The organism is Ruegeria sp. CDSA221, from assembly GCF_059611825.1.
The window spans coordinates 43,568-67,345 of sequence record NZ_JBXWPK010000006.1; the positions used below are offsets into that span (position 1 = coordinate 43,568).

A 23,778-nucleotide genomic window follows, 5' to 3' on the forward strand; every position below is an offset into this window, starting at 1 on the left:
GGGCAGGGGGCAAAGGTGAGCGGGTCATCCCGAATCGTGGCCGTACTTGGCCCGACCAATACAGGCAAAACCCATTACGCAATCGAACGTATGCTGGGGTACCGCACGGGGGTGATCGGCCTGCCGCTGCGCCTGCTTGCGCGCGAGGTATACGACAAAATCGTCGCCATTCGCGGACCGTCGGTGGTGGCGCTGATCACCGGGGAAGAACGTATCGTACCGCCGCGTGCGAAATATTGGGTCTGTACGGTCGAGGCGATGCCCGAAGGCATGGGTGCCGATTTTGTGGCTATCGACGAAATCCAACTCTGCGCCGACCCGGAACGCGGCCACGTCTTCACCGACAGGTTGCTGCGCGCGCGCGGCACCAATGAAACCCTGTTTCTGGGATCCGATACCATGCGCGGTCCCATCGCGGCACTTGTGCCCGAAGCACAATTCGTCCGGCGAGAGCGGATGTCGCAACTGGTCTATGCCGGCTCCAAGAAAATCAGCCGCATGCCACCGCGCAGCGCCATCGTCGGGTTTTCGGTCGACAACGTCTATGCCATCGCCGAGCTGCTACGCCGTCAAAAGGGTGGGGCAGCTGTGGTCATGGGGGCGCTTAGCCCGCGTACACGGAATGCACAGGTTGAGCTCTATCAGAATGGTGAGGTCGACTATTTAGTTGCCACCGATGCCATCGGGATGGGGTTGAACTTGGATGTGAACCATGTTGCCTTCTCGTCCCTGACCAAATTCGATGGCCGGCGCATGCGGCCCCTGGCCCCGAATGAGCTTGCCCAAATTGCTGGCCGCGCAGGGCGCGGAATGTCCGATGGAACCTTCGGCGTGACCGGCGAGGCGCCGCCTCTGGACGACGGTGTCGCGCAGGCCATTATGGACAGCCGCTTTGCGCCGATGAAAAAACTGAATTGGCGGAATGCCGCCTTGCAGTTTGGTTCGATTGACGCTCTGATCCACACGCTCGAGATTAGCCCGGATAGCGAACACCTGATCAAAGCCCGTCCGGCAGATGATCTGAATGTGCTTAAATCCTTGTCGCAAGTTGCCGAAATTGCGGCCCGTGCCAGTGATCCGCAATCCGTTCGTTTGTTGTGGGATGTTTGCCGAATCCCCGATTTTCGCGGCATCAGCCATGCCGAACATGCCAGCCAGATCGAAGTGATTTTTGGCCACCTGCATGAAGGTGGTTCGATCCCGGATGACTTTATGGCGCGGCAAATCCGCCGGATCGACCGAACGGATGGCGATATAGATGCACTGTCAAAAAGGTTGGCATATATTCGCACCTGGACTTACGTTGCGCAACGAAATGGTTGGGTGCGTGACGAATCCCATTGGCGTGATGAGACGCGCATTGTAGAAGACAGGCTGTCAGACGCTCTGCATGACCGTTTGACTCAGAGATTTGTGGACCGGCGCACATCCGTTTTGTTGCGCCGGCTCAAACAGAAGGAGGCCCTTTTGGCCGAAGTAAATGACAAGGGTGAAGTGACCGTCGAAGGTGAATTCGTCGGTCGTCTGGAAGGGTTCCGGTTCAGTCCGGACAAAAGCGCGCAAGGAGCCGAGGCGAAAGCCTTGAAATCGGCGTCCTTGCAAGCCCTCGCGCCGCAATTCCATCTGCGTGCCGATCGCTTCTATAATGCACCCGATACCGAAATTGATTTTACCGATCAGGGTGGCCTGATGTGGGGTGAATATGCCGTTGGCAAGCTGGTTGCCGGGGCAGAGCCTCTCAAGCCGCTGGTCGAGGTTTTTGTGGACGAGGCCGCGGGCCCCGATGTTGAACAGAAAGTTCAGCGTCGCCTGCAGCATTTCATCGACCGCAAAGTGGCCGCACTGTTCGAGCCGTTGCTGAACCTGTCGCGCGATGAAGAACTCAATGGGCTGGCCAGGGGCTTTGCCTTCCGCATGGTTGAGGCGCTAGGCGTATTGCCGCGCGCAGGTGTCGCGCAAGACGTCAAGGATCTGGATCAGGACGCCCGTGGCGCGCTGCGCAAACACGGTATCCGCTTTGGTCAGTTCACCATTTTCATGCCGCTACTGCTGAAACCGGCCCCAACGCGTCTGCGTCTTGTTCTGTGGGCATTGGCAAATGGCCTGCAGGAATTTCCCGACGCGCCGCCTCCGGGTCTTGTTACTGTGCCCATCGCCAAAGGCGCACCTGACGGTTATGACACTATGTGTGGTTATCGCGATGCGGGCGAACGCTCGATCCGGATCGACATGCTGGAACGTCTGGCCGACATGCTGCGCGCTGAAGACAGCCGTGGTGGGTTCGAGGCCAAGCCTGACATGCTGTCGATCACCGGTATGACGCTGGAACAATTCGCCGACCTGATGCAGGGGCTGGGCTACAAGGCCGAACGCGCCGAGCGTGAAAAGGTTAAGCCCACACCGGCAGAGCTACCTGCCGCAGAGGCCACGGAAGCAGCTGCCTCCGAGGAAGTACCCGCACCAGAGGGAACCCCCGAAGAGGTCGCCGCACCCACCGAGGCGTCAGCCGAGGCCACCGAAAGCACCGAGGCAGCAGCCGAGGCCACCGCGCCGACAGCAGCAACAGATGAACCCGAGGTTGAGGTCTTCTATACCTTCACCTGGGGCCGTCAGCGTCAGGCCAACCAAGGCCCACGCCGTGAACAGCGGCAGGGGCAGGGCAAAGGTAAGCCGCGCGGTAAGCCTCAGGATGGCCGGGGCAAGCCGCAGGGCAAGAAAGGTGGCAAGCCGCAGGGTGCCAAGACCTTCTCGTCTCGTCCGCCCAGGAAAGAAAAGCCCATTGATCCCGATAACCCGTTCGCGGCCGCGCTTATGGGTTTGAAGGAAGGCAATTAACGCCTGATGACCGAGGCCCGGCTTCGGATCGATAAATGGCTGTGGCAGGCTCGGTTCTTCAAGACCCGAAGCCTGTCCGCCAAACAGGTCAGTGGCGGCCATGTCCGCGTCAACGGAAACCGGATCCTGAAACCGGCGCAGCCTGTGGCCCCCGGTGATGTTCTGACCTTCCCTCAGGGGCGGATTGTGCGCGTTGTGCGTATCGAAAAACTGGGTGATCGGCGCGGACCGGCAACCGAGGCGCAGACACTATATACCGATTTGACCGAAAAGCAGGACACGCAGCCGCGAAATCCAGGGTATGAGGGAAAAGGTCGTCCCACCAAGAAGGATCGACGTCTACTTGATCTTTCTCGCAATCAAGATAGCTGAACATATCTTGAAGCTGACGCCATACTGATTTAGCTAGACGCCCAAACCGCAAACGGGAAATCCACCATGACCTATGTTGTCACTGAAAACTGCATCGCCTGCAAATACACCGACTGTGTCGAAGTGTGTCCGGTGGATTGTTTCTACGAAGGTGAGAATACACTGGTCATCCATCCCGATGAATGCATCGATTGCGGAGTATGTGAACCTGAATGTCCCGCTGATGCGATCCGTCCGGATACTGAGCCAGGCATGGATCAATGGGTCGAGTTTAATCGTAAGTTCTCTGAGCAGTGGCCGGTGATCGTGACGAAGAAAGACCCGCTGCCTGATGCAGAAGAGCGTGATGGCGAAGAGGGTAAGATGGAGAAATACTTCTCTGAGGCCCCCGGCGAAGGCGGCTAAGCGATTCGCGCTCTGAACTTGTCAGTTCAGCAGTGAGATGGCACCTTATCTATCTGTTTCTTAACACCTTTCTTTCATGTGGAAAGGGGCAGCCTTTCGAGTGTCTCAATTTTGTGATATACTCGGAAATTGAACGTTGATTGAGATGGGGATGACTCCGTAAGTATGCTCGCTTTGGAGTTCTGATTAGTTGAAAACACAGCAACCTGACCGGGCCGTACTGGCACGGGGTGGGTCGTTTTGTTGTCTGTCCCGCGCTCTCGTAACCAAGGAAGAACCTGTATGTCTAAGTCGAAGAAGCTTGAGTTTCGCCCCAACGACTATGTTGTTTACCCGGCCCATGGTGTCGGTCAGATCATTTCGATCGAAGAGCAGGAAGTTGCCGGATACTCGCTCGAGCTGTTCGTCATTTCCTTTGAGAAAGACAAAATGACCCTGCGCGTGCCGACCAACAAAGCGACCGAGTCTGGTCTGCGGTCGCTCAGCTCGCCAGATGTCATCAGCCAAGCGATGAAAACGCTGAAGGGCAAGGCCAAGGTCAAGCGTGCCATGTGGTCCCGCCGGGCACAGGAATATGAACAAAAGATCAACTCGGGTGATCTGATCTCGATTGCCGAAGTTGTCCGCGATCTGCACCGCACCGATGATCAGCGCGAACAGAGCTATTCCGAACGTCAGCTTTATGAAGCCGCGCTTGAGCGTCTGACCCGCGAAGTCGCGGCAGTATCCGGCGCAGGCGAAGTGTCTGCGGCCAGGCAGGTGGATGAGGTTCTGACCTCGCGCGCGGCAGCGGCGGCCTGAACCTGCTAAAATCAAAGTTTTAAGGCCATCCCCGCAAGGAGGTGGCCTTTTTATATTGCAGTCACCTATTGAAATCGGGGCCACTAAACCTGCGTAGCTACGGCCATAAGAAACCCTATCTCGGCCAGTTGTTGAGTAGCGCCCAGTATGTCACCGGTCTGACCCTCGATCTTGGCCTTGGCTAGCATCGCCATTGCCACCGCAGACAAAGTGGCAATCAGCGCCGGGAAAACCACCTGCAACCCGATTATGGGCAGAGTGAGCAGCAGCGCCATGGCCCCGCCGAGTATCACCGCGGTCGACCCGGGTGCGCCCACTGAATGGCTAAGGCCTGATTGGCGGGCATTTGGAAGGACGGACATAATAACAGGCATCATAGCCCGCGAAACGATGCATGCGGCCAATATGGTGGCAAAACCCGCATTCGAAAGGATCGCAGTAATCAACGACACGCGCAGCAGTTGCGAAGAAATCAGGGCAAGGACGCCATAGGTGCCGATGTGGCTGTCCTTCATGATCTCTAGCCGCCGTTCAGGCGTGAAACCGCCCCACAGCCCGTCGGCGGTATCTGCAAGCCCATCCTCGTGCATCGCGCCGGTGGTGATGGTCAGGACAAGAACGATAAGTATGGCACACGCTATCGACGGCAGCCCCATAGCCGTCGCCATCCATCCTGCGGCACAGGCCAACAGGCCGACAACAAGCCCCGCCAATGGAAAGGCCCAAACGGCGCTGGCCTGACGCGAGAACACTCTGTCAGGCAGCCGCGGCACCGGCAAACGCGTCAACAGGACCAAAGCCAGCGGAATATCCCAGGCAGAAATGAGCTTGGTGTCGTTTTTTAGCACTCCTGCGCCTTTCAGGGTCTTGTCGGTTTGATCGCTTCGGTTAAACACGCAGGACCACTCTGATGCAACGAGGCTTTGGATGCTGCCCGAAATTTACAATCTGAATTCTTTCCGCGAAGCTGTCCGGCAAGCCTCCGGGCCCGATGATGCCGCTGCGCAAGGGGCGACTGACCGTAATGGGCAGCTGACCAAACCTCCGGGCGCGCTTGGTCGGTTGGAAGACCTGGCAATCTGGTATGCAGGCTGGCGCGGGGATGCCCGCCCGCAGATCACCTCGCCGCAGGTTATCGTGTTTGCCGGAAACCACGGTGTCACAGCACAAGGTGTTTCGGCCTTTCCGCCGGAAGTGACCGTGCAGATGGTGTTGAACTTTGAACATGGCGGGGCGGCCATCAACCAGCTGGCCGAGGCGGCTGGGGCAACGATGGATGTCCACGCGCTGGAGCTTGAACGACCGACCGCGGATTTCACATCAGGTCCAGCTATGTCAGAGGACGACCTGTTGCAGGCGCTGCGCACCGGGTGGACTGCGGTCAGACCAGACGCCGATCTTCTTGTTGTTGGTGAAATGGGTATCGGCAACACGACCCCCGCAGCGGCGATTGCTTGCGCCTTGTTCGGAGGTGAGGCGGGCGATTGGACTGGTCGCGGAACAGGTGTCGATGATGCGGGATTGGCAAACAAAACCCGTGTGGTGGCCGAAGGTGTTACGCTACATGGCGGTTCGGGCGATGGGCTAGAGATTCTGCGCCGTCTGGGCGGACGCGAGATCGCCGCTATGGCCGGAGCCATTGCCGCCGCACGCGCGCTGCACATTCCGGTTATTCTGGATGGCTTTATCTGCTCAGCGGCCGCCGCGTGTCTGTCTGACCTTTCAGAGAGCGCGCTGGATCACACGATCGCCGGGCACCAGAGCGCGGAAGGTGCGCATGGCGCTGTGTTGGCCAAGCTCGGAAAAGAGCCTTTGCTGAAGCTGGGGCTGCGACTGGGTGAGGGCTCTGGCGGGGCGCTGGCGATCAATATCCTCAAAAGCGCTGTTGCCTGTCATTCCGGCATGGCGACCTTTGCCGAAGCTGGCGTCTCGGACGGTTGATCCGCGCGGCCTGACGGTGAGTTGAAGGTCAGGCCGATTTTTTGTCGTTTTCTTCCGCCAATTCCAGCAGTTCGGTCTCAAGGTCTTTTTCCAGCTGCTGCGCACGCTCGATGTATTTCTTGTTCTCGGCGGTGGGCAAGCCGGGAATCCACAGTTCGGCCAGTTCCCGAACCGACATGCGATCATGGTGGTAGAAAGTCTGTTCGGCCTGCGCTGCCTCGTATTCGCTGAGACCCACATTCTCGAGCACATATCGCCCGGCCCGTAATGAGCCATCGAATGTCTCGCGCACAATGTCGTTCGCGCCGGCTTGATACAGCTCATACACGTGGGTCCGATCCCGTGCCCGCGCGACGATGTGTAGGTCTGGGCGCTGGCGGCGCGCATAGCCGACAAGACGCGTCACCTTCTTGCGATCATCCATCGCAGCCACCAGAACAGATGCTTTTTCAAGGCCGGCCGCGCGCAACAGTTCCGGACGGGTCGGATCCCCCAGGAACCCTTTTACGCCAAAGCGACGCATCAGCTGGATGGTTTCGATGTTATGGTCAAGAACGATGGTTTTGAACCCGCTTGCCTGCACCAGACGATTGACGATCTGACCAAATCGCCCGATCCCGGCGATGATGACCGGGCCTTTCTCGTCGATCTCATCCGGTTCGGGTGCCGGTGTGCCATCCCCCATCCGGCGCGAGAGAAGATCATAAATGATGAACAAAAGCGGCGTGATCAGCATGGTCAGCGCAATGATCATCAGAAGTTTTTGTGACAGATCCCCTGGAATCACATTCTGCTGGGTCGAAAACGCCAGCAGGACAAAGCCGAACTCACCCGCTTGCGCCAGCCCCAGTGTAAACAGCCAGTGATCGCGCCCGCGCAGTTTAAAGGCGCGGCCAACCAGGAACAGAATGATCCCTTTGACCAAGATTACCAACAGGGCCAGTCCGATCAGGTCGAAGGGGTCGTCAAAGAAATAGGCGACATCGATGCCTGCGCCAACGGTGATGAAAAACAGACCAAGGAAAAGGCCTTTGAACGGCTCTAGGTCGCTCTCCATTTCATGCCGGAACTCGGAACTGGCCAGCACCACACCCGCAAGAAACGCGCCCAGAGCGGGTGACAGGCCAACCAGCGTCATCAGGAAGGAAATGCCAACCACAATCATCAACGCCAGCGCCGTATACATCTCGCGGAGGCGGGTCGCATGAATAAAGCGGAACAAGGGCCTGGTCAGGTACACTCCGGCGAGAATGACGAAACCGATCGCGGCAATGGTGACAAGCGTTACCGCCCACCCTGGCAACCCCTCGACCAATGACAAGCTATGATGCGCCGCGCCGTGGTGCCCCGTGGATATGCGGTTGATAGATCCGTCATTTGCAATCTGGGGAATGGCAGGCAGAGCCAGCAGTGGAAGCAGTGCCAGGATTGGTATGACCGCGATGTCCTGAGTCAGCAGTACTGAAAAGGTCGCCCGTCCTCCGTTCGTTTTCATCAAGCCCTTTTCCGACAGGGTCTGCAAAACAATCGCAGTTGATGACAGGGAAAGCGTCAACCCCACTGCCAGGGCTACGGACCATGGATGATTTGCATACATGGCGACGCTGGCGATCACTGCGGTCGATAAAAGCACCTGGAGGCCGCCAAGCCCCAAAAGCCTGTCCCGCATATCCCAAAGAGCGCGCGGTTCCAGTTCAAGTCCGATCAGGAACAGCATCATGACTACGCCGAATTCAGCCACATGCTGCAGGTTTTCCGTTTCCGCACCCACCAATCCGAACAACGGCCCTATGACAAGGCCCGCGGCCAGATATCCCAGTACAGAGCCCAGTCCCAGACGCGCCGAAAGCGGCACGGCGATCACAGCCGCAGCCAGATAGATCGTCGCCTGGTAAAGGAAGTTGTCCATGATCGTCCTTTCAATGCGCTCAGGTGGGAAGGGGGGCGTCGCGTTTGAGCTGATCCATAACGATTTGGCTTTGTATCCGAGCCACTGCAGGATGTGGAAGGATTACCTGATGAAGCAAGCGATTAAGCGCGGATAGATCGTCGCAATAGACATGTAGTAAATAATCGGCCTCACCTGTCATTGTCCATGCGCTGGTGATTTCGGCGCGTGTTTCGACCATACGGGCAAAGCCTTCAGATTGCTCGGGACCGTGCGTACTCAGATGAACCTGAACAAAACCCTGCACCTGCAACCCTAACTTTAGAGGATCGAGGCGTGCGACATAGCTGGTGATATACCCTTCAGCCTCCAGCCGTTGGCGCCGGCGACCAGCCTGACTGGGCGACAGGTTCAACATCTCTCCAAGTTGATGTGCTGTTAGGTGGGCGTTTTTCTGCAGCGCTGACAGCAGGCGCGTATCAGTAGAATCAAGCATGTGCGGAAAAACTCCGTGATTGGCCAATCTTATGCGCAAATTACGCGCGCCCTTTTAAGTTATTGAAAAACTATGCGCGAAAAAAGTGCCGATTAAGACGTATTTTAAAATCAGCAAATAAATTCCTGTATTAACGGAGACGCGCCATGGGTCCTTTCCCTCACAACGCCCCGAAATCAATCATATCGGATGAAAACCCCGCCGGAACCGATGGGTTCGAGTTTGTCGAGTTCGCACATCCCGAGCCGCAAGAGCTGCGTGATCTGTTCGCAAAGATGGGATTCGCGCTGGTAGGTCACCACAAGGACAAGCCTGCGATTGAGTTGTGGCAACAGGGTGATGTGACTTACATCCTGAATGCAGATCCCGACAGCTATTCTGCCCGGTTCGTGGGCGAGCATGGCCCTTGTGCTCCGGCGATGGGATGGCGCGTCGTGGATGCGCAGAAAGCCTATGAGCACGCTGTAGCGAAAGGGGCTGAACCTTATGACGCGGCAGACAAGACACTGAATGTACCTGCGATCAAGGGGATTGGCGGATCGTTGATCTATTTCATTGATCAATATTACGAAACATCGCCCTATAATCAGGAATTCACATGGACCGAACAGTCCAAGCCCCGGGGGGATGGGTTCTATTATCTCGATCACCTGACCCACAATGTTTACAAGGGCAATATGGACAAGTGGTTCAAGTTCTATGGTGATTTGTTCAACTTCCGTGAAATCCGTTTTTTTGACATTCAGGGCAAATTCACCGGTCTTTTTAGCCGCGCGCTGACGTCTCCATGCGGGCGTATCCGCATTCCGATCAACGAAGATCGCGGCGAAACCGGGCAGATCGTTTCCTACTTGAAGAAATACAAGGGCGAGGGCATCCAGCATATCGCTGTGGGCAGCGAGGATATCTATGCCTCGACCGATGCGATTGCCGAAAAGGGGCTGAAGTTCATGCCCGGCCCGAACGAAGCCTATTATGAGTTGTCTAAAACCCGCGTGGTCGATCATGAAGAGCCGTTGGGCCGGATGATGAAGCACGGCATTCTGATTGATGGAGAGGGCGTTCTGGACGGAGGTGAGACCCGGATTCTGCTGCAAATCTTCTCGAAAACGGTCATCGGACCGATTTTCTTCGAGTTCATTCAGCGCAAAGGCGACGATGGGTTTGGCGAGGGTAACTTTAAGGCGCTGTTCGAATCCATCGAGCGAGAGCAGATTGAAAGTGGAGAAATTTCAGCAGCTTGATGCAAGAAGGTAATCCTGCGTGGTCACCCGCGCAGGCCGCCTCCTAACCACGTGGCATCTTGAGAACCACGTTTCGCCCGCGTTTCTGATAGCGCAATTCATTGTCGCTGATAGCAATGACATTGCCGCCGTCAAGCCTGTCCCCGATCTTAAGCTTTTTGTACCTGCCGCTGGGCAGCCGAACCAATGCGCGGCGATTGGATGGGCTGCCGTAAACCCCGATCAGGTTCAGTTTCCGCAGGTTGATTGCATTGTCGATTGTGGCCTGCCGTGCAACCGAAGCCGAGGATGGGATTTTGGGCGCTGTGGTTTTGGGCTGGAACGTTCCGACCTCACTGTTGAGCTGTTCAATTCCAGCTGCCGAACCCAAAGTCGCAGTACCTGCACTGGCCTGCCGGGTCAGTCCGGCCGGTCGGAGTTTGGGGCGCGGCACCCTCATTTCCGCAAGGGGCTCAGTCGATTCCGGCGGCGGCGGGGCACGCAACAGGGATTCCGGGCGCGGTTTCGGGCGAATTCCAGACAATTCCTTCAATGTACGCCCTTGAAGCCGCTGCCGTTCAAAATTTTCGGCCAGGTTCTCGGGCCTTGGTTTCGGTCGCAATGTCGCCAGCCTGTTGTCGACCACTTCCTCAACAGGTGCCTTTTCCAGCCGGACCAAAGCCGATGGAGGGGGAGTTTTAGAAGGTGTTCCCAAATAGACAACCACTCCGTCCGGGTTCAAGACGCCTTCTTTGGTTGGTATTACCAGCCCGCGCTCATCAAGGCTGAACCTAGCCCCGGCAGCGGTTGAAAGTGGTTCGAAATCAAATGGCAGGTCGGTGTCGTATGTGTGTGCTGGCGGCAATGCGATTGCATCACGCGACAGATTTGAGTCGTCTTTGGAGGCCAGATACAGCTCAATTTGCGGATCCTGTGCCGGCGCTATCAAAAGGCCTGGTGACGTGATTTCGATCCCCGGCTGTGTCGGAACTAACTGAGTTTCAGGCTCAAGCTCGATTTCGTCTACCAACGCGGGCGCAACGTTCAGCGCCTCAAGAATGGCCTGGTCGGTTGCAGACAGCTCGGGCTCTGATTCAGAGGTCGGTGCCATTTCTGGCTCTGCAGTCTCGGGCACTGTGACTTCGGCCTGTGCTGCGGGTGTCTCTGCAGGCTCGACAGGTCCAGAACTCGGTTCGGGTTGGGATATTGTTTCGTCCAGCAGGGCCAGTTCTGAATCGGCAGGGGCAGGGCTGTCTTCTCTGAAAAGACTCCATATGCCACCGGCCACCAACATCAAAGCCACCGCCGCTACAATTCGCACTGATGGCAGAGAGGCCCAGTTAGGTGCGGCCACTTTTTGGACAGGCCAAAAGCTGGTCGGAGCGGTAGAATCGGCGATCGCGTGAACAACCGGACTATCCTGCGCGGGGTCTGTGGCGATCACTTTGGGCGCGTTTGTCGTCGCAGGCGCGTCCCCAAGCGGGAAAAACGGTTCGGTCGGAAAGTCATCTGTTTCATATGCAGCGCTGAACGCGACCGGAACGAATCCGTATCCCAGCACAAACCCCCGAGCTTCCTCCAGTGTATCGCGTGGAACGACGGCGACGCATGTGGTCGCCCCGTCATCTGCCGTGACATATACCAGCTCTGTCAGGTCATAAGGGGTGGCATCGTATACAGCGTTTTGCACAGCCTGTTCGGTGTCTTCGAAGGATGATCCGGCGGTATCGACTTTGATGAATTTGACCTGATCCCTTGGGATGACGACCTTGCAACTCAGGTCATTTTCAAGCGCAAACCCCTTGTCCCGAAGCACTTTCAACTGCTCTTCCAAGTTGGAGGCATCCAACGACACCTCACCTATGGCGAACCAGTCGCCATCGGAATTGTGGTGCAAAGAAATTCCGGTTGTAGAAATGGACAGCGCAAAAGCGGGTTTCATAATCCGGAGGAACCATAATTGTCAGTTGCAATGCAAACGATGCCTCGTCCGCAGACCGACATTAAAGCAGGATCTCGCCGAGGGAAAGAAAAAGCCTGCGTCTCCTCTTGCCCCGTGACCCGGTGCAGCCCCATGTTGAAATCAGGATAATTGGAGGGAAGATATTGAAGAAAATCGCTTTTCTGGCCGCTGTGCTGGCCATGACGTCGGTAGGGATGGTAACTGCGGAAGAACGTCGCATCATTGTTGATGCGGTAGGCATGGTGCATGCGGCCCCGGATATGGCCACCATTACCCTGGGTGTAACAAACGAAGATGCACAGGCATCAAATGCGATGCAGGCGACTTCGGACGCGGTGACCAAAATTCTGACTCGACTGGATGAGATGGGGATCGAAACCCGTGATGTGCAGACACGTGATCTGTCTTTGTCGCCGGTATGGTCTGGGCGGAACAGTTCTAGCGGAGAGCGGCCAGAGATTTCCGGCTTTGTCGCATCCAACAGCGTCGTGGTGCGTGTTCGCGATCTGTCGCAGCTGGGTACCATCATGGATGCGGTCATTGACGACGGGGCCAACAATTTCGGCGGGTTGAGTTTCGGAATTCAGGACCCTGCACCGCTTGAGGCACAGGCGCGGGCCAAGGCAGTGGGTGAGGCAAGGGCAAAGGCCAACCAACTGGCACAGGCGGCCGAAGTCACGCTGGGACCGGTTCAGATGATCCGCGAACAGGCCGGAGGGTTCAATCCCATGCCTCAAATGCGTGCAATGAACATGGCGGCTGAGGGCGGCGTTCCGGTTTCCGGGGGCGAGATTTCGGTCTCGGTCAACGTATCGATGGAATTTCTGATTTCCGACTAGGATGTGTCGCTGGTTCGGGCCATCAGGGATTGCCGCTGCTGGCCCGACTGATCAAAATTATCTGGTGAAAGCCAGGCCTCGAAAGCAGAGCGGATGCGCGGCCATTCTGTATCGAGGATTGAATACCAGGCTGTATCGCGGTTGCGCCCCTTATAGTGGGTGGCCTGCCGAAAGATGCCCTCGAAGGTAAAGCCCAGCCTTTGGGCTGCGCTGCGGGACGGGGCATTCAGCGCGTCGCATTTCCATTCGTACCGGCGATACCCCAGCTCGTCGAACACGCGGCGCATCATCAAGTACATCGCCTCGGTGGATTTCGGACTGCGTTGCAGCAGCGGTGAGAAATGGATGTGCCCAACCTCGACCACACCGGCCGCAGGTTCAATCCGCAGGAACGAGGCCATGCCAATCGGGGTGCCATCACCGTCTAGCACTGTGTGGAACATGGGATCGGCATCCATACAGGACGCGCGGGTCCAGGCGGCGAAATCTTCTTCGCTGTCGAATGGGCCATAGGGCAGATAAGTCCAGTTCCGCCCATCAGTGTCATTGGCAAACGCCCGGTACAGACCGGGCGCATGCCTGTTCACATCAAGGGGCACGACCGAGCAATAGTGGCCTTCCATCGGCGTATATGGCGGCGTCGGGCGCGGAAAACTGCCCGAAACCGGCCGGCCGACGGGTTGGCCAAGATCGTTGGTATCGTGCCCGGCCATTTGTCAGGCCGTCGCCTTGGCCAGCGCCTGATCCAGATCGGCAATCAGATCGTTGGCGTCTTCGATGCCAATGGAAACCCGAACAACGCCGGGACCGGCGCCTGCGGCTTCTTGCTGTTCCGGGGTCAGCTGACGGTGGGTGGTCGAGGCCGAATGAATGATCAGCGACCGCGCATCGCCCAGGTTGGCCACATGGCTGAAGATTTCCAGCGCGTTCACCAGTTTGACACAGGCGTCATAGCCGCCCTTGACCGCAAAGGTGAACAGCGCACCGGCGCCTTTGGGATAATGCGCCTTGACCCGGTCATGATAGGGCGAAGAGGCCAAGCCCGCATAGGTCACATACTCCACGCGATCATCAGCTTCGAGCCAGGCGGCCAGTTTTTGCGCGTTCTCAACATGACGTTCCATCCGCAGGGACAGGGTCTCGATCCCCATCAGCGTGTAATGCGCCGCCTGTGGGTTCATCGTCATGCCCAGATCACGCAGGCCGATGGCGATGCCGTGGAAGGTGAAGGCCAGCGGGCCAAATGTCTCGTGGAATTTAAGCCCGTGATAGGCCGGCTCGGGTTCGCTGAGGGAAGGGAACTTGTCATTCGCGGACCAGTCGAACTTGCCCGAATCCACGATACAGCCGCCGGTGACAGTGCCGTTGCCGGTCAGGTATTTGGTGGTTGAATGCACAACCAGCGTCGCGCCGTGCTCAATCGGGCGGCACAGATAGGGTGTGGCCGAGGTGTTGTCGACGATCAGCGGAATGCCGGCGCCATCCGTCACATCCGCCAGTGCGCGGATATCGGTGACATAGCCGCCCGGGTTGGCGACGGATTCGCAGAACACCGCTCGTGTATTTTCGTCGATCGCGTCCTTCACAGCATCCAGATCGTCAGTATCCACAAACTTGGCAGACCAGCCGAACCGTTTGATCGTCTGGCTAAACTGAGTGATCGTGCCGCCATACAGCCGGGTCGAGGCCACCACGTTGCAGCCAGGTCCCATCAGCGGGAACAGTGCCATGATTTGGGCGGCATGACCGGACGAGCAGCAAACTGCTCCAACGCCACCCTCAAGCGTTGCCACGCGTTCTTGCAGAACCGCCACGGTGGGATTGGTCAGGCGGGAATAGATAAAGCCGACTTCCTGCAGGTTGAACAGAGCCGCCGCGTGGTCTGCATCGCGAAACACATATGCCGTTGTTTGATAAATCGGCGTCTGACGCGCACCTGTTGCCGGGTCAGGGCGTGCGCCCGCGTGAATTTGAAGCGTGTCGAAACCGTAGGTGGGGCCGTCAGACATGGTGAAAATCTCCTGTTGGGCTATGTGTTGCAGAATCTCTAGGCGATTGGACGCGTGCGCACAACATTGCTGTCAGCGCATCCATAGACCTTTGCTTTTGATCTTGTTGCGAATGACCTGCTCGCGCTGAGGCAGGTTTTCGCGATCGAACATCTCGCGTATTTTGTGCCCTTTGCGCTGGAGCACCAGTCTCTTTATTGGGTCATAGCCCTTGAGCACTTTCTTGAACTTGTTGGGCGCAACCACAGTTTCCAGAACCTCGATCACATGGTCGCTTTCGCGGGCATACAGCAGGGGAAACAGACGGTAGTGGCACGTGACCGACCCGTCCAGCAGGCCAGTGGGCAGTGCGTCGCGGCCGCCGCCAAGGGCATGGATAACCAGCGGCAATGCGACCTGATCCAGCCATGGGTCCAGTGTTTGGCCCGCGAGTTCCAGGATATCCTCATCCCGGATAGTGCAGGCATATTCCAGGAACCGTTCGCCGAACTGGCGTGGGCATCTGTAAAAGAAATAACCCGCATTGAAATACAGGTAGCGCCGCCAGTATTCGGCTGGTTGGGCCTTGTCCAATGAGCTGTCGAAATCCAGTTCGAACCGCTCATACAGGGCGCGCCAGATACCGTCATACCCCGGACCATACAGGGTCGGGCGCGGCCATGTTCCCTCGACTTTCAGCGAGGCACCGGGGCGGTCAAAATCGAAGGGCACACTATTCAGGTCTCCGGTGACAAGCGTATCGCTGTCGAAAAAGACAAACGGTTCCCCCTCGGGCAGGGCCAAGAGCGCCTCGATCTTGTTTCCATAGGGATAGCTTCCACCGAAAGCCCGGTTTTCAAACGGTAGAATTTCGGCCCCAAGCTGATGTAGCGCTTTCAGGACATCCTCATCCTGAATGCTGGGATCCTGTGACCAGCGGGCCCCTGGTTGAGGAACGGCAACGAACAGGCGGCCTGCGAAATCGGGACAGCTGTGTCGTAACGAGGCTGCAAACAGCAGTGCCTCGTATTGCAGCCGATTGTTTTGGCCGATGACCACGATATTGAATTTATTGTTGGCGGTCTGCATCGGGCGTCTCTCGGGTTCGTGGCGTTGGGCCAGCACTGCTCGAATTTTGGTTGGGCGTACACTAGGTAGAGACGTGGCACAAAACCAGATGTGATCATAGATCATGCATCTGAATTTTGAATTCAGGACTTGCGCAACCATCTAGAGACCAGACCCAACAGGAGAAGCCGCATGAGAGTTAACGCAGATTTCACAAAACGTGTTGCTGTGCATTTCGACCGGAATGACTGGATTGCGTCACCTGCCGCAGGGGTCGAGCGCAAGATGTTGGACCGGATCGGGGAAGAGGTCGCCCGCGCCACCACGATTGTCCGCTTTGCCCAAGGAAGCGCCTTTGCCGCCCATACGCATGATGGAGGAGAGGAGTATTTGGTGCTGGACGGTGTGTTTCAGGACGAGACCGGTGATTTTCCTGCAGGTAGTTATGTGCGCAATCCTCCGACATCTTCCCATACGCCTTCGGCAAAAGAAGGCGCGACGATACTAGTCAAACTGCACCAGTTTGACCCTGAGGACAGGACCGAAATTCGTCGGTCGATTACCGGGGATTCGAATCTTCAGCTTTTCAAGGGCGCACGCGAAGATGTTCGCGTATTGAATCTGTCACCTGGCGAAAAGCTGGATCTGGATGCAGTCGATGGGTTGGAGTTGTTTGTCATCGCAGGTTCGGTGCAGGAATCCGACGAAGAATTTTCGGTCTGGGACTGGTTGAGATTACCGCCAGGTGCGCGTTCCACTGCTTTGGCAGGAGCAGAGGGCGCGCGAATTTGGATCAAATTAGGGCATCTGTCACAGATGATCTGAGCGGTTCCGGCCCAAAAAACCAGCAATGTACAGTAAAAAACCAGGTGTTTCGGCCTGGTTATTCATTTTTTGACCATTTGGCAAAATTTACCATTTGATAAAAAATCAGATTGTGCCAAGCTGAGGCCATAACAACATATCTACAGGGAGTAGAGCGATGGCACAGGGCCAGATGGTCCCCGGCATAGTCTCCGGGAGGCTTTCCAGCGATGAGCTGACCTCGAATTTCACGGATCTGCATCCACCACTTGCCCCGCATGAGGCCGCAGTGGCCGCGGATCGGTGCTATTTCTGCTATGACGCGCCGTGTGTGACGGCCTGTCCGACAGACATTGATATTCCATTGTTCATGCGCCAAATCCAGGCCGGACAACCTGAAGCTGCGGGTGAAACCATCCTTGGCCAGAATATCTTGGGTGGCATGTGCGCCCGTGTTTGTCCGACCGAAACGCTGTGCGAGGAAGTCTGCGTACGCGAAACCGCCGAAGGATCGCCAGTCGAGATCGGGCGTTTGCAGCGGTTTGCTACTGACAGCGTTATGGCATCGGGCGACCATCCGTTCCAGCGCGCCGCATTCACCGGCAAAACGGTGGCCGTGATCGGGGCAGGGCCCGCAGGGCTGGCCTGCGCGCATCGGCTGGCGATGCTGGGGCATAATGTGGTCATTCACGAAAGCCGCCCAAAACCCGGCGGTTTGAATGAATATGGAATTGCCGCCTATAAATCGACCAATGATTTCGCTCAGGCTGAGATCGATTGGTTGCTGAGGATCGGCGGCATCACCATCGAGACCGGATCGGTGCTGGGCGAGGGCCTGTCGCTGGATGGCCTTGTTGACAACTACGATGCGGTTTTCCTGTCCATCGGTCTGACAGGTGTGAATGCATTGCGAGCGGGCGGCGAGGATCTGACCGGCGTGCGCGACGCGGTCGACTTTATCTCGGATGTGCGTCAGGCAGCCGATCTGGCTGAGCTGCCCGTTGGGCGGAATGTCGTCGTCATCGGAGGCGGCATGACCGCGGTTGACGCAGCTGTAAAGTCGAAATTGCTGGGCGCGGAAAACGTCACCATCGCCTACCGGCGCGGACGCGAGGCGATGGGTGCCAGCCGCTATGAGCAGGATCTGGCCGCATCGCACGGTGTCAGGATCATGACCAATGTTCAGCCCGTAGCCGTACACGGCAACGGGGCAGCCGCCGAGATCGAATTGGAGTATACTGCCAGCCATGACGGTCAGTTGAAGGGCACCGGCGAGAAAACCCGCCTGCCTGCCGATCAGGTGCTGAAGGCAATAGGTCAGACGCTGGATGGAGCGCCCGAAGGGCTGACATTGGACGGGAACAAGATCGCCGTCACGGGCGCCGGGCGCACGTCGGTACAAGCGGTCTGGGCCGGAGGCGACTGCGCCGCAGGCGGGGATGACCTGACCGTGACTGCAGTGGCCGAGGGGCGCGATGCCGCGATGGATATCCACGCAAGTCTGATTGCGTGAAACTCAATGATCAAGATGCCTGCAAGCATCAGGGAGGCCGGATAAATGGCTGATTTGAAATCGAACTTTCTGGGAATTGAAAGCCCCAACCCATATTGGCTGGCATCTGCGCCGCCGACGGACAAGGAATATAACGTCCGCCGTGCCTTTGAGGCCGGATGGGGGGGTGTCGTGTGGAAAACACTCGGGTCCGAAGGTCCACCGGTCGTCAATGTTAATGGCCCGCGGTATGGGGCGATCTACGGCGCAGACCGTCGGTTGTTGGGTCTGAACAACATCGAGCTGATTACAGACCGCCCATTAGAGGTAAACCTTGAAGAAATGGCGCGGGTTAAGGCTGATTATCCAGATCGCGCCCTGATCGCCTCGATCATGGTGCCGTGCGAGGAAGAAGCCTGGAAGGCCATTCTGCCGCGTGTTGCCGAAACCGGTGCCGACGGGATCGAACTGAACTTTGGCTGTCCACACGGGATGAGCGAGCGCGGGATGGGGGCGGCCGTAGGGCAGGTGCCGGAATATATCGAGATGGTGACGCGCTGGTGCAAGAAATACTATGACCGTCCGGTCATCGTGAAACTGACGCCGAATATCACTGATATCCGCAAGCCGGCAGAAGCCGCAAAGAATGGTGGTGCGGATGCGGTATCGCTGATCAACACGATTAACTCGATTACCAGTGTCAATCTGGATAGCTTCAGCCCTGAACCCTCGATTGACGGCAAAGGCAGCCACGGCGGCTATTGTGGCCCTGCGGTGAAACCGATTGCCCTGTCGATGGTGTCCGAGATTTCGCGTGGACAGGCAACGAACGGAATGCCGATCTCGGGTATTGGCGGTGTGACCACCTGGCGCGATGCAGCAGAGTTTATGGCATTGGGTTGCGGCAATGTTCAGGTCTGCACGGCGGCGATGACCTATGGGTTCAAGATCATTGACGAACTGACGGCGGGCCTGTCGAAATGGATGGATGAAAAAGGGTATCAGGACGTCTCGGAAATTGTCGGTCTTGCGGTTCCGAACGTGACCGACTGGCAATATCTGAACCTGAATTATGTCGCCAAGGCCAAGATTGATCAGGATCAGTGCATCAAGTGTGGTCGTTGCTATGCCGCCTGCGAAGACACCAGCCACCAGGCCATTTCAATGTCCGAAGAGCGCGTGTTCGAGGTTATGGATGACGAATGTGTGGCCTGTAACCTGTGCGTGGATGTGTGCCCGGTCGAGGGATGTATTTCCATGGTGCCGATGGACGCTGGCGAAATCGACCCGCGCACGGGACAGGAAGTGCAGCCCGAATATGGCAACTGGACAACCCATCCCAACAATCCAATGGCGAAAGCCGCCGAGTAGTCTAAGAAAATTCGTCGAATTTTCTTAGAGCAGGATGTCGATGGGGGGCGTTGTGACAGTTTGCGACATTTTGGGTGGCGGTGCGGATCAGATGATATTCGCGCCTCCTCACTTCGTCTTGGAACGCCTTATGTCCCACTTCTCGCTCTACCCACCCAACGAAAGCCTTACCACGGCACCTGTGTGTGGACAGGGAAGAAAAGAGTAGCGTCATCCTAGGCTCAGGGTGAGCGGGTTCCGGCTAACGAAAACCTAAGGCGCCAGCAATTTGCGGTAGAGCGTGTCGATAAACGGTTCAGCACCTTCATACGGGTCTTCGTCGCCAAGAATGGCCCGAACCTGGACATCGAAATCCGCATAATGCTGTGTCAAAGCCCAGATGGAGAAAATAAGGTGGTAGGGATGGAGGCGCGCGATTTTACCCTGTTCCATCCAGGCCGTAAGGATTGCGGTCTTCTCATCCATCAAAGTTTTGAGATCATTGGACAATGCATCGTGTATGCGTGGCGCACCCTGGACCAGTTCATTGGCAAACAGACGGCTTTCGCGCGGAAGTTCCCGGCTCATTTGCAGTTTGCGATGGATATAAGCGCGTATCTCTTCCAATGGGTCCCCGTCGGCGTCGAGATCATGGAGAGGGGCCAGCCAAATCTCGAGAAGGCCAGATAGAAGGGCCGTGTGAATCGCTTCTTTTGAGGGGAAATAATATAGAAGATTCGGCTTGCTCAACCCGGCCTCGGCAGCAATCTGGTCGACGGTGGCACCGCGGAAACCGTAGGCAGAAAACACGTTCAAAGCGGCTTCTAGAATTGCAGCGCGGTTTTTTTTCTGAATTCGTGTTGGTGCGCGGTCTTTGGACATGTCTTTGCCTGTCTGATTTTTGGGCTCGCAAGTGCGGAATATGCCAAAAATTCCCACCGAGCTCTGCTATTTCTTGACTGATGTCGAACCCGTGATAGCGTGAGTTTGACCAGATGGTCAAATCAAGACACCAAAAGCGAGCAAATCGCAAGCAACAGGGAAGACTAGGATGGCAGCTCCGGCGCAGAACCTCAGGATCAATGGCGACAGGTTGTGGGACAGCCTGATGGAGATGGCCAAGATTGGCCCGGGTGTTGCGGGGGGCAATAATCGTCAGACCCTGACGGATGAAGATGCGGCAGGCCGCGCGCTGTTTCAGAAATGGTGCAAAGAGGCCGGGTGCACCATGGGGCTGGACCAAATGGGCAATATGTTTGCGCATCGAGAGGGCACGGACCCCGAGGCATTGCCGGTCTATGTGGGTTCACATCTGGATACGCAGCCGACAGGCGGCAAATATGACGGTGTTCTGGGTGTATTGGGCGGGTTGGAAATCATCCGCACGCTCAATGATTTGGGGATCAAGACCAAACATCCAATCGTCGCGACCAACTGGACGAATGAAGAAGGCACGCGCTATGCACCTGCGATGCTGTCCTCGGGGGTTTTTGCCGGGATGCATACGCAGGATTGGGCTTATGACCGTGAGGATGCCGAAGCTAAGAAGTTCGGAGATGAGCTGAGCCGCATTGGCTGGCGCGGTGACGAAGAGGTTGGCGCCCGAAAGATGCACGCCTTTTTTGAGCTGCATATCGAACAGGGCCCCATTCTTGAGGCCGAGGGGAAGGATATCGGCGTTGTCACCCATGGTCAGGGTCTCAGCTGGACCCAGATTACAGTTACCGGAAAGGACGCCCATACCGGGTCTACGCCGATGCCGATGCGCAAGAATGCCGGATTGGCGATGGCGCGTATCCTTGAAAAGGTTGACGAGATTGCTTGGTCCCATGCGCCCCACGCGGTGGGTGCGGCAGGACATATTGATGTGTTTCCGAATTCGCGTAACGTGATCCCGGGGAAAGTTGTGTTTACTGTCGATCTCCGTTCGCCCGATCTGGACGTGATCACCGATATGGAAAATCGTCTGCGCGTAGCGGCCGAAGATATCGTGGATGAGATGGGCCTACAGATCGAATTCGAGAAGGTCGGCGGATTTGATCCGGTGCAATTTGATGAAGGCTGCGTGGCAGCCGTGCGCGATGCGGCTGAACGGTTGGGTTATTCTCATACAGATATCATTTCGGGCGCCGGTCATGATGCCTGCTGGATCAACCGGGTTGCACCAACAGCGATGGTGATGTGCCCTTGTGTGGATGGGCTAAGCCACAACGAAGCCGAAGAAATCAGCAAGGATTGGGCTGCCGCCGGGGCGGATGTTCTGTTTCATGCGGTCGTAGAGACGGCTGGGATTGTGGAATAGGGGGCTCTGCCCCGTCGTCCGTTGGGCGACTCCCCCCGAGGTATTTGTAGCCAGATGAAGCAAGCGGCGCAGACCGCATCAGGGAGATTGATATGAGCACTGTTATCAAGAACGGGACCGTCGTAACCGCGGATTTGTCTTACCAAGCGGATGTGAGGGTCGAGCATGGGGTGATCACCGAGATTGGGCCGGACCTAAAAGGTGACACGGAACTGGATGCGACAGGCTGCTATGTGATGCCTGGCGGGATCGACCCGCATACGCATTTGGAAATGCCGTTCATGGGCACCTATTCCAGCGATGATTTTGAGAGCGGAACCCGGGCGGCATTGGCTGGAGGAACCACGATGGTGGTTGATTTCGCTCTGCCCAACCCAGGTGAAAGCCTGTTGGATGCGCTCAAGCGCTGGGATAACAAGTCGACACGTGCAAATTGCGACTATTCTTTCCACATGGCGGTGACCTGGTGGGGCGAGCAGGTGTTTGATGACCTCAAGACGGTGATCGAGACACGCGGCATCAACACGTTCAAGCATTTCATGGCCTATAAGGGCGCGTTGATGGTCAATGACGATGAAATGTATGCTTCGTTCAAGCGTCTTGCCGAGCTGGGTGGAACGGCCATGGTGCATGCCGAGAATGGCGATGTTGTTGCCGAGCTCAGCGCCAAGCTGTTGGCCGAAGGCAATACAGGACCCGAGGCACATGCCTATTCCCGTCCGCCGCAGGTCGAGGGCGAAGCGACTAACCGCGCGATCATGATCGCGGATATGGCCGGAGTGCCGCTGTATGTGGTGCACACTTCGTGCGAAGAGGCGCATGAGGCCATTCGGCGTGCCAAGATGCAGGGCAAGCGGGTGTGGGGGGAACCTTTGATCCAGCATCTGACCTTGGATGAGAGCGAGTATTTCAACCAGGATTGGGACCACGCGGCGCGGCGGGTCATGAGCCCTCCGTTCCGAAACAAGCAGCATCAGGATAGCCTGTGGAACGGATTACAATCTGGTTCGTTGAGTGTCGTGGCCACCGACCATTGCGCCTTTACGACGGATCAGAAACGCTTTGGCGTGGGGGATTTCACCAAGATCCCGAACGGTACCGGAGGGTTGGAAGACCGGATGCCGATGCTGTGGACTCATGGGGTGAACACTGGTCGGCTGACGCCAAATGAATTTGTGGCAGTCACTTCAACAAACATCGCCAAGATATTGAATTGTTATCCCAAAAAGGGCGCAGTTCTTGTAGGTGCCGATGCCGATTTGGTGGTGTGGGATCCTGAGAAAGGCAAGACGATCAGCGCGAAATCGCAGCAATCTTCGATCGACTACAACGTGTTTGAGGGCAAAGAGGTCAAAGGCTTGCCGCGCTTTACTCTGACCCGTGGGCAGGTTGCAGTGCATGACGGAGAGATCAGGACTCAGGAAGGCCATGGCCAATTTGTTGAACGCGAGGCCAATACAACCGTCAACAAGGCGCTGAGTACCTGGAAAGAGCTGACAGCGCCGCGACCGGTGGTACGCACGGGTATTCCAGCGACGGGGGTTTGATGTGCAACTATGAATAGTGAAAATCCAACCCCTCGCCAATTTTTTGGCTTTGCCGTCCTAGCGACTTTGATGGCTGTTCTGGCGTTTTTGGGATGGGCTATAGGAACTATAGACCAATCTGTTGAAAATACAGCGAACTGGGGTGCAAGTTTCGGATCGCTCCTGATAATAATCGTCCTTTTGGGTTGGCCTATCTGGGGGTCGATCCTTCTATTTGGGCTGTTTCCGGGGTGTTTTGTTTTCGTGTTCGTCCGCGATTCTCTGAGGCACCTGCCGCTTGGCCGCAACGGCTCTACCCTGATTGCCGCTGCTGCTGTTGCCGTTTCCTCCTGGTTCTTGTCCGCGTTGATTTTTTCGACTTCGAACTCAAAAGCCGGACCATTAGACTCTCTTTTTCTCCTGCAATTCGGCGTTCCCGCAGCTATGATCGCTGCGTGGATTGCGCTGCCAAAGACCGAGTAACA

At 56.8% G+C, this 23,778-nt stretch carries 21 protein-coding genes; 13 read left to right on the forward strand and 8 right to left on the reverse strand.

The genetic code is table 11. The features are described 5' to 3' along the window. The first annotated feature begins 15 nt into the window (after positions 1–15). The 4 genes from AC2FJ5_RS11190 (at position 16) to AC2FJ5_RS11205 (ending at position 4,413) form a co-directional block, all read left to right on the forward strand. Positions 16–2,835, forward strand: a complete 2,820-nt coding sequence (locus tag AC2FJ5_RS11190; protein ID WP_496793393.1) for a helicase-related protein — start codon at positions 16–18, stop codon at positions 2,833–2,835. Between the two features lie 6 nt (positions 2,836–2,841). Continuing rightward, complete coding sequence (locus AC2FJ5_RS11195; protein WP_496793395.1) at positions 2,842–3,207, forward strand: RNA-binding S4 domain-containing protein; 366 nt, start codon at positions 2,842–2,844, stop codon at positions 3,205–3,207. A 66-nt stretch (positions 3,208–3,273) separates the two neighbouring features. After that, entirely contained in the window at positions 3,274–3,612 is a 339-nt protein-coding gene (gene fdxA / locus AC2FJ5_RS11200) for a ferredoxin FdxA (protein ID WP_085821728.1), read from the forward strand. Positions 3,613–3,894: 282 nt separating this feature from the next. Further along, positions 3,895–4,413, forward strand: a complete 519-nt coding sequence (locus AC2FJ5_RS11205; protein ID WP_142634416.1) for a CarD family transcriptional regulator — start codon at positions 3,895–3,897, stop codon at positions 4,411–4,413. Positions 4,414–4,496: 83 nt separating this feature from the next. Here the strand turns inward: AC2FJ5_RS11205 and cobS are convergent, their stop codons facing one another. Further along, the gene (gene cobS / locus AC2FJ5_RS11210; RefSeq protein ID WP_496793396.1) at positions 4,497–5,309 is read right to left on the reverse strand and encodes an adenosylcobinamide-GDP ribazoletransferase; all 813 of its coding nucleotides are present in this window, start codon (positions 5,307–5,309) and stop codon (positions 4,497–4,499) included. A gap of 31 nt (positions 5,310–5,340) precedes the next feature. On the opposite strand from cobS, the gene cobT reads away from it, so the two are divergent. Next, positions 5,341–6,354, forward strand: a complete 1,014-nt coding sequence (cobT, locus tag AC2FJ5_RS11215; RefSeq protein WP_496793397.1) for a nicotinate-nucleotide--dimethylbenzimidazole phosphoribosyltransferase — start codon at positions 5,341–5,343, stop codon at positions 6,352–6,354. Positions 6,355–6,382: 28 nt separating this feature from the next. Here cobT and AC2FJ5_RS11220 read toward each other — a convergent pair whose 3' ends face one another. Both AC2FJ5_RS11220 and AC2FJ5_RS11225 read right to left on the reverse strand, forming a co-directional pair. Next, a complete protein-coding gene (locus AC2FJ5_RS11220; protein WP_142634410.1) occupies positions 6,383–8,263 on the reverse strand; it encodes a monovalent cation:proton antiporter-2 (CPA2) family protein in 1,881 nt (626 codons plus the stop codon). A gap of 19 nt (positions 8,264–8,282) precedes the next feature. Beyond that, entirely contained in the window at positions 8,283–8,738 is a 456-nt protein-coding gene (locus AC2FJ5_RS11225; protein ID WP_142634408.1) for an Lrp/AsnC family transcriptional regulator, read from the reverse strand. A 146-nt stretch (positions 8,739–8,884) separates the two neighbouring features. On the opposite strand from AC2FJ5_RS11225, the gene hppD reads away from it, so the two are divergent. Further along, positions 8,885–9,982 carry a 4-hydroxyphenylpyruvate dioxygenase gene (gene hppD / locus AC2FJ5_RS11230; RefSeq protein ID WP_496793399.1) on the forward strand — a complete coding sequence of 366 codons (1,098 nt, stop codon included), beginning with the start codon at positions 8,885–8,887 and terminating at the stop codon, positions 9,980–9,982. Positions 9,983–10,025: 43 nt separating this feature from the next. Here hppD and AC2FJ5_RS11235 read toward each other — a convergent pair whose 3' ends face one another. Next, positions 10,026–11,903, reverse strand: a complete 1,878-nt coding sequence (locus AC2FJ5_RS11235) for a hypothetical protein (RefSeq protein WP_496793400.1) — start codon at positions 11,901–11,903, stop codon at positions 10,026–10,028. Between the two features lie 164 nt (positions 11,904–12,067). Between AC2FJ5_RS11235 and AC2FJ5_RS11240 the strand changes: the two genes are divergently transcribed. Continuing rightward, positions 12,068–12,763: an SIMPL domain-containing protein gene (locus AC2FJ5_RS11240; protein ID WP_496793401.1), complete on the forward strand. Its 696-nt coding sequence runs from the start codon at positions 12,068–12,070 to the stop codon at positions 12,761–12,763. Here the strand turns inward: AC2FJ5_RS11240 and AC2FJ5_RS11245 are convergent. From AC2FJ5_RS11245 to AC2FJ5_RS11255, 3 genes are all read right to left on the reverse strand, one after another. Further along, entirely contained in the window at positions 12,760–13,476 is a 717-nt protein-coding gene (locus tag AC2FJ5_RS11245) for a GNAT family N-acetyltransferase (protein ID WP_496793403.1), read from the reverse strand. The two genes, AC2FJ5_RS11240 and AC2FJ5_RS11245, sit on opposite strands and share 4 nt — an antisense overlap. 3 nt (positions 13,477–13,479) lie before the next feature. Beyond that, a complete protein-coding gene (locus tag AC2FJ5_RS11250; RefSeq protein WP_496700115.1) occupies positions 13,480–14,772 on the reverse strand; it encodes an O-acetylhomoserine aminocarboxypropyltransferase/cysteine synthase family protein in 1,293 nt (430 codons plus the stop codon). A 72-nt stretch (positions 14,773–14,844) separates the two neighbouring features. Next, positions 14,845–15,840 (reverse strand): GT-B fold glycosyltransferase domain-containing protein, encoded by a 996-nt coding sequence (locus AC2FJ5_RS11255; protein WP_496793404.1) that lies wholly within the window; start codon positions 15,838–15,840, stop codon positions 14,845–14,847. Positions 15,841–16,011: 171 nt separating this feature from the next. Here AC2FJ5_RS11255 and AC2FJ5_RS11260 point away from each other — a divergent pair, with 171 nt between their 5' ends. From AC2FJ5_RS11260 to preA, 3 genes are all read left to right on the forward strand, one after another. Then, positions 16,012–16,644, forward strand: a complete 633-nt coding sequence (locus tag AC2FJ5_RS11260; protein WP_496793405.1) for a cupin domain-containing protein — start codon at positions 16,012–16,014, stop codon at positions 16,642–16,644. Between the two features lie 157 nt (positions 16,645–16,801). Next, a complete protein-coding gene (locus AC2FJ5_RS11265; protein ID WP_496793406.1) occupies positions 16,802–18,136 on the forward strand; it encodes an NAD(P)-dependent oxidoreductase in 1,335 nt (444 codons plus the stop codon). Between the two features lie 45 nt (positions 18,137–18,181). Continuing rightward, a complete protein-coding gene (preA, locus tag AC2FJ5_RS11270; protein ID WP_281994752.1) occupies positions 18,182–19,486 on the forward strand; it encodes an NAD-dependent dihydropyrimidine dehydrogenase subunit PreA in 1,305 nt (434 codons plus the stop codon). A gap of 252 nt (positions 19,487–19,738) precedes the next feature. Here preA and AC2FJ5_RS11275 read toward each other — a convergent pair whose 3' ends face one another. Further along, positions 19,739–20,347, reverse strand: a complete 609-nt coding sequence (locus AC2FJ5_RS11275) for a TetR family transcriptional regulator C-terminal domain-containing protein (RefSeq protein WP_142634388.1) — start codon at positions 20,345–20,347, stop codon at positions 19,739–19,741. A 169-nt stretch (positions 20,348–20,516) separates the two neighbouring features. Here AC2FJ5_RS11275 and AC2FJ5_RS11280 point away from each other — a divergent pair, with 169 nt between their 5' ends. From AC2FJ5_RS11280 to AC2FJ5_RS11290, 3 genes are all read left to right on the forward strand, one after another. Then, the gene (locus AC2FJ5_RS11280; RefSeq protein ID WP_142634386.1) at positions 20,517–21,767 is read left to right on the forward strand and encodes a Zn-dependent hydrolase; all 1,251 of its coding nucleotides are present in this window, start codon (positions 20,517–20,519) and stop codon (positions 21,765–21,767) included. Positions 21,768–21,859: 92 nt separating this feature from the next. Beyond that, positions 21,860–23,314, forward strand: coding sequence for a dihydropyrimidinase (gene hydA, locus AC2FJ5_RS11285; RefSeq protein WP_281972255.1), 1,455 nt, complete (start codon positions 21,860–21,862; stop codon positions 23,312–23,314). Between the two features lie 9 nt (positions 23,315–23,323). After that, on the forward strand, positions 23,324–23,776 hold the full coding sequence (locus tag AC2FJ5_RS11290) for a hypothetical protein (protein WP_496793408.1): 453 nt from the start codon (positions 23,324–23,326) through the stop codon (positions 23,774–23,776). Positions 23,777–23,778 lie beyond the last annotated feature (2 nt).

Excerpts from the sequence above, each read along its gene's own strand:
- AC2FJ5_RS11195 (WP_496793395.1), top strand. The coding sequence starts at position 2,842 with ATGACCGAGGCCCGGCTTCGGATCGATAAATGGCTGTGGCAGGCTCGG.
- fdxA (WP_085821728.1), top strand. The coding sequence starts at position 3,274 with ATGACCTATGTTGTCACTGAAAACTGCATCGCCTGCAAATACACCGAC.
- AC2FJ5_RS11205 (WP_142634416.1), top strand. The coding sequence starts at position 3,895 with ATGTCTAAGTCGAAGAAGCTTGAGTTTCGCCCCAACGACTATGTTGTT.
- cobT (WP_496793397.1), top strand. The coding sequence starts at position 5,341 with ATGCTGCCCGAAATTTACAATCTGAATTCTTTCCGCGAAGCTGTCCGG.
- AC2FJ5_RS11220 (WP_142634410.1), bottom strand. The coding sequence starts at position 8,263 with ATGGACAACTTCCTTTACCAGGCGACGATCTATCTGGCTGCGGCTGTG.
- AC2FJ5_RS11225 (WP_142634408.1), bottom strand. The coding sequence starts at position 8,738 with ATGCTTGATTCTACTGATACGCGCCTGCTGTCAGCGCTGCAGAAAAAC.
- hppD (WP_496793399.1), top strand. The coding sequence starts at position 8,885 with ATGGGTCCTTTCCCTCACAACGCCCCGAAATCAATCATATCGGATGAA.
- AC2FJ5_RS11235 (WP_496793400.1), bottom strand. The coding sequence starts at position 11,903 with ATGAAACCCGCTTTTGCGCTGTCCATTTCTACAACCGGAATTTCTTTG.
- AC2FJ5_RS11245 (WP_496793403.1), bottom strand. The coding sequence starts at position 13,476 with ATGGCCGGGCACGATACCAACGATCTTGGCCAACCCGTCGGCCGGCCG.
- AC2FJ5_RS11250 (WP_496700115.1), bottom strand. The coding sequence starts at position 14,772 with ATGTCTGACGGCCCCACCTACGGTTTCGACACGCTTCAAATTCACGCG.
- AC2FJ5_RS11255 (WP_496793404.1), bottom strand. The coding sequence starts at position 15,840 with ATGCAGACCGCCAACAATAAATTCAATATCGTGGTCATCGGCCAAAAC.
- AC2FJ5_RS11260 (WP_496793405.1), top strand. The coding sequence starts at position 16,012 with ATGAGAGTTAACGCAGATTTCACAAAACGTGTTGCTGTGCATTTCGAC.
- AC2FJ5_RS11265 (WP_496793406.1), top strand. The coding sequence starts at position 16,802 with ATGGCACAGGGCCAGATGGTCCCCGGCATAGTCTCCGGGAGGCTTTCC.
- preA (WP_281994752.1), top strand. The coding sequence starts at position 18,182 with ATGGCTGATTTGAAATCGAACTTTCTGGGAATTGAAAGCCCCAACCCA.
- AC2FJ5_RS11275 (WP_142634388.1), bottom strand. The coding sequence starts at position 20,347 with ATGTCCAAAGACCGCGCACCAACACGAATTCAGAAAAAAAACCGCGCT.
- AC2FJ5_RS11280 (WP_142634386.1), top strand. The coding sequence starts at position 20,517 with ATGGCAGCTCCGGCGCAGAACCTCAGGATCAATGGCGACAGGTTGTGG.
- hydA (WP_281972255.1), top strand. The coding sequence starts at position 21,860 with ATGAGCACTGTTATCAAGAACGGGACCGTCGTAACCGCGGATTTGTCT.
- AC2FJ5_RS11290 (WP_496793408.1), top strand. The coding sequence starts at position 23,324 with ATGAATAGTGAAAATCCAACCCCTCGCCAATTTTTTGGCTTTGCCGTC.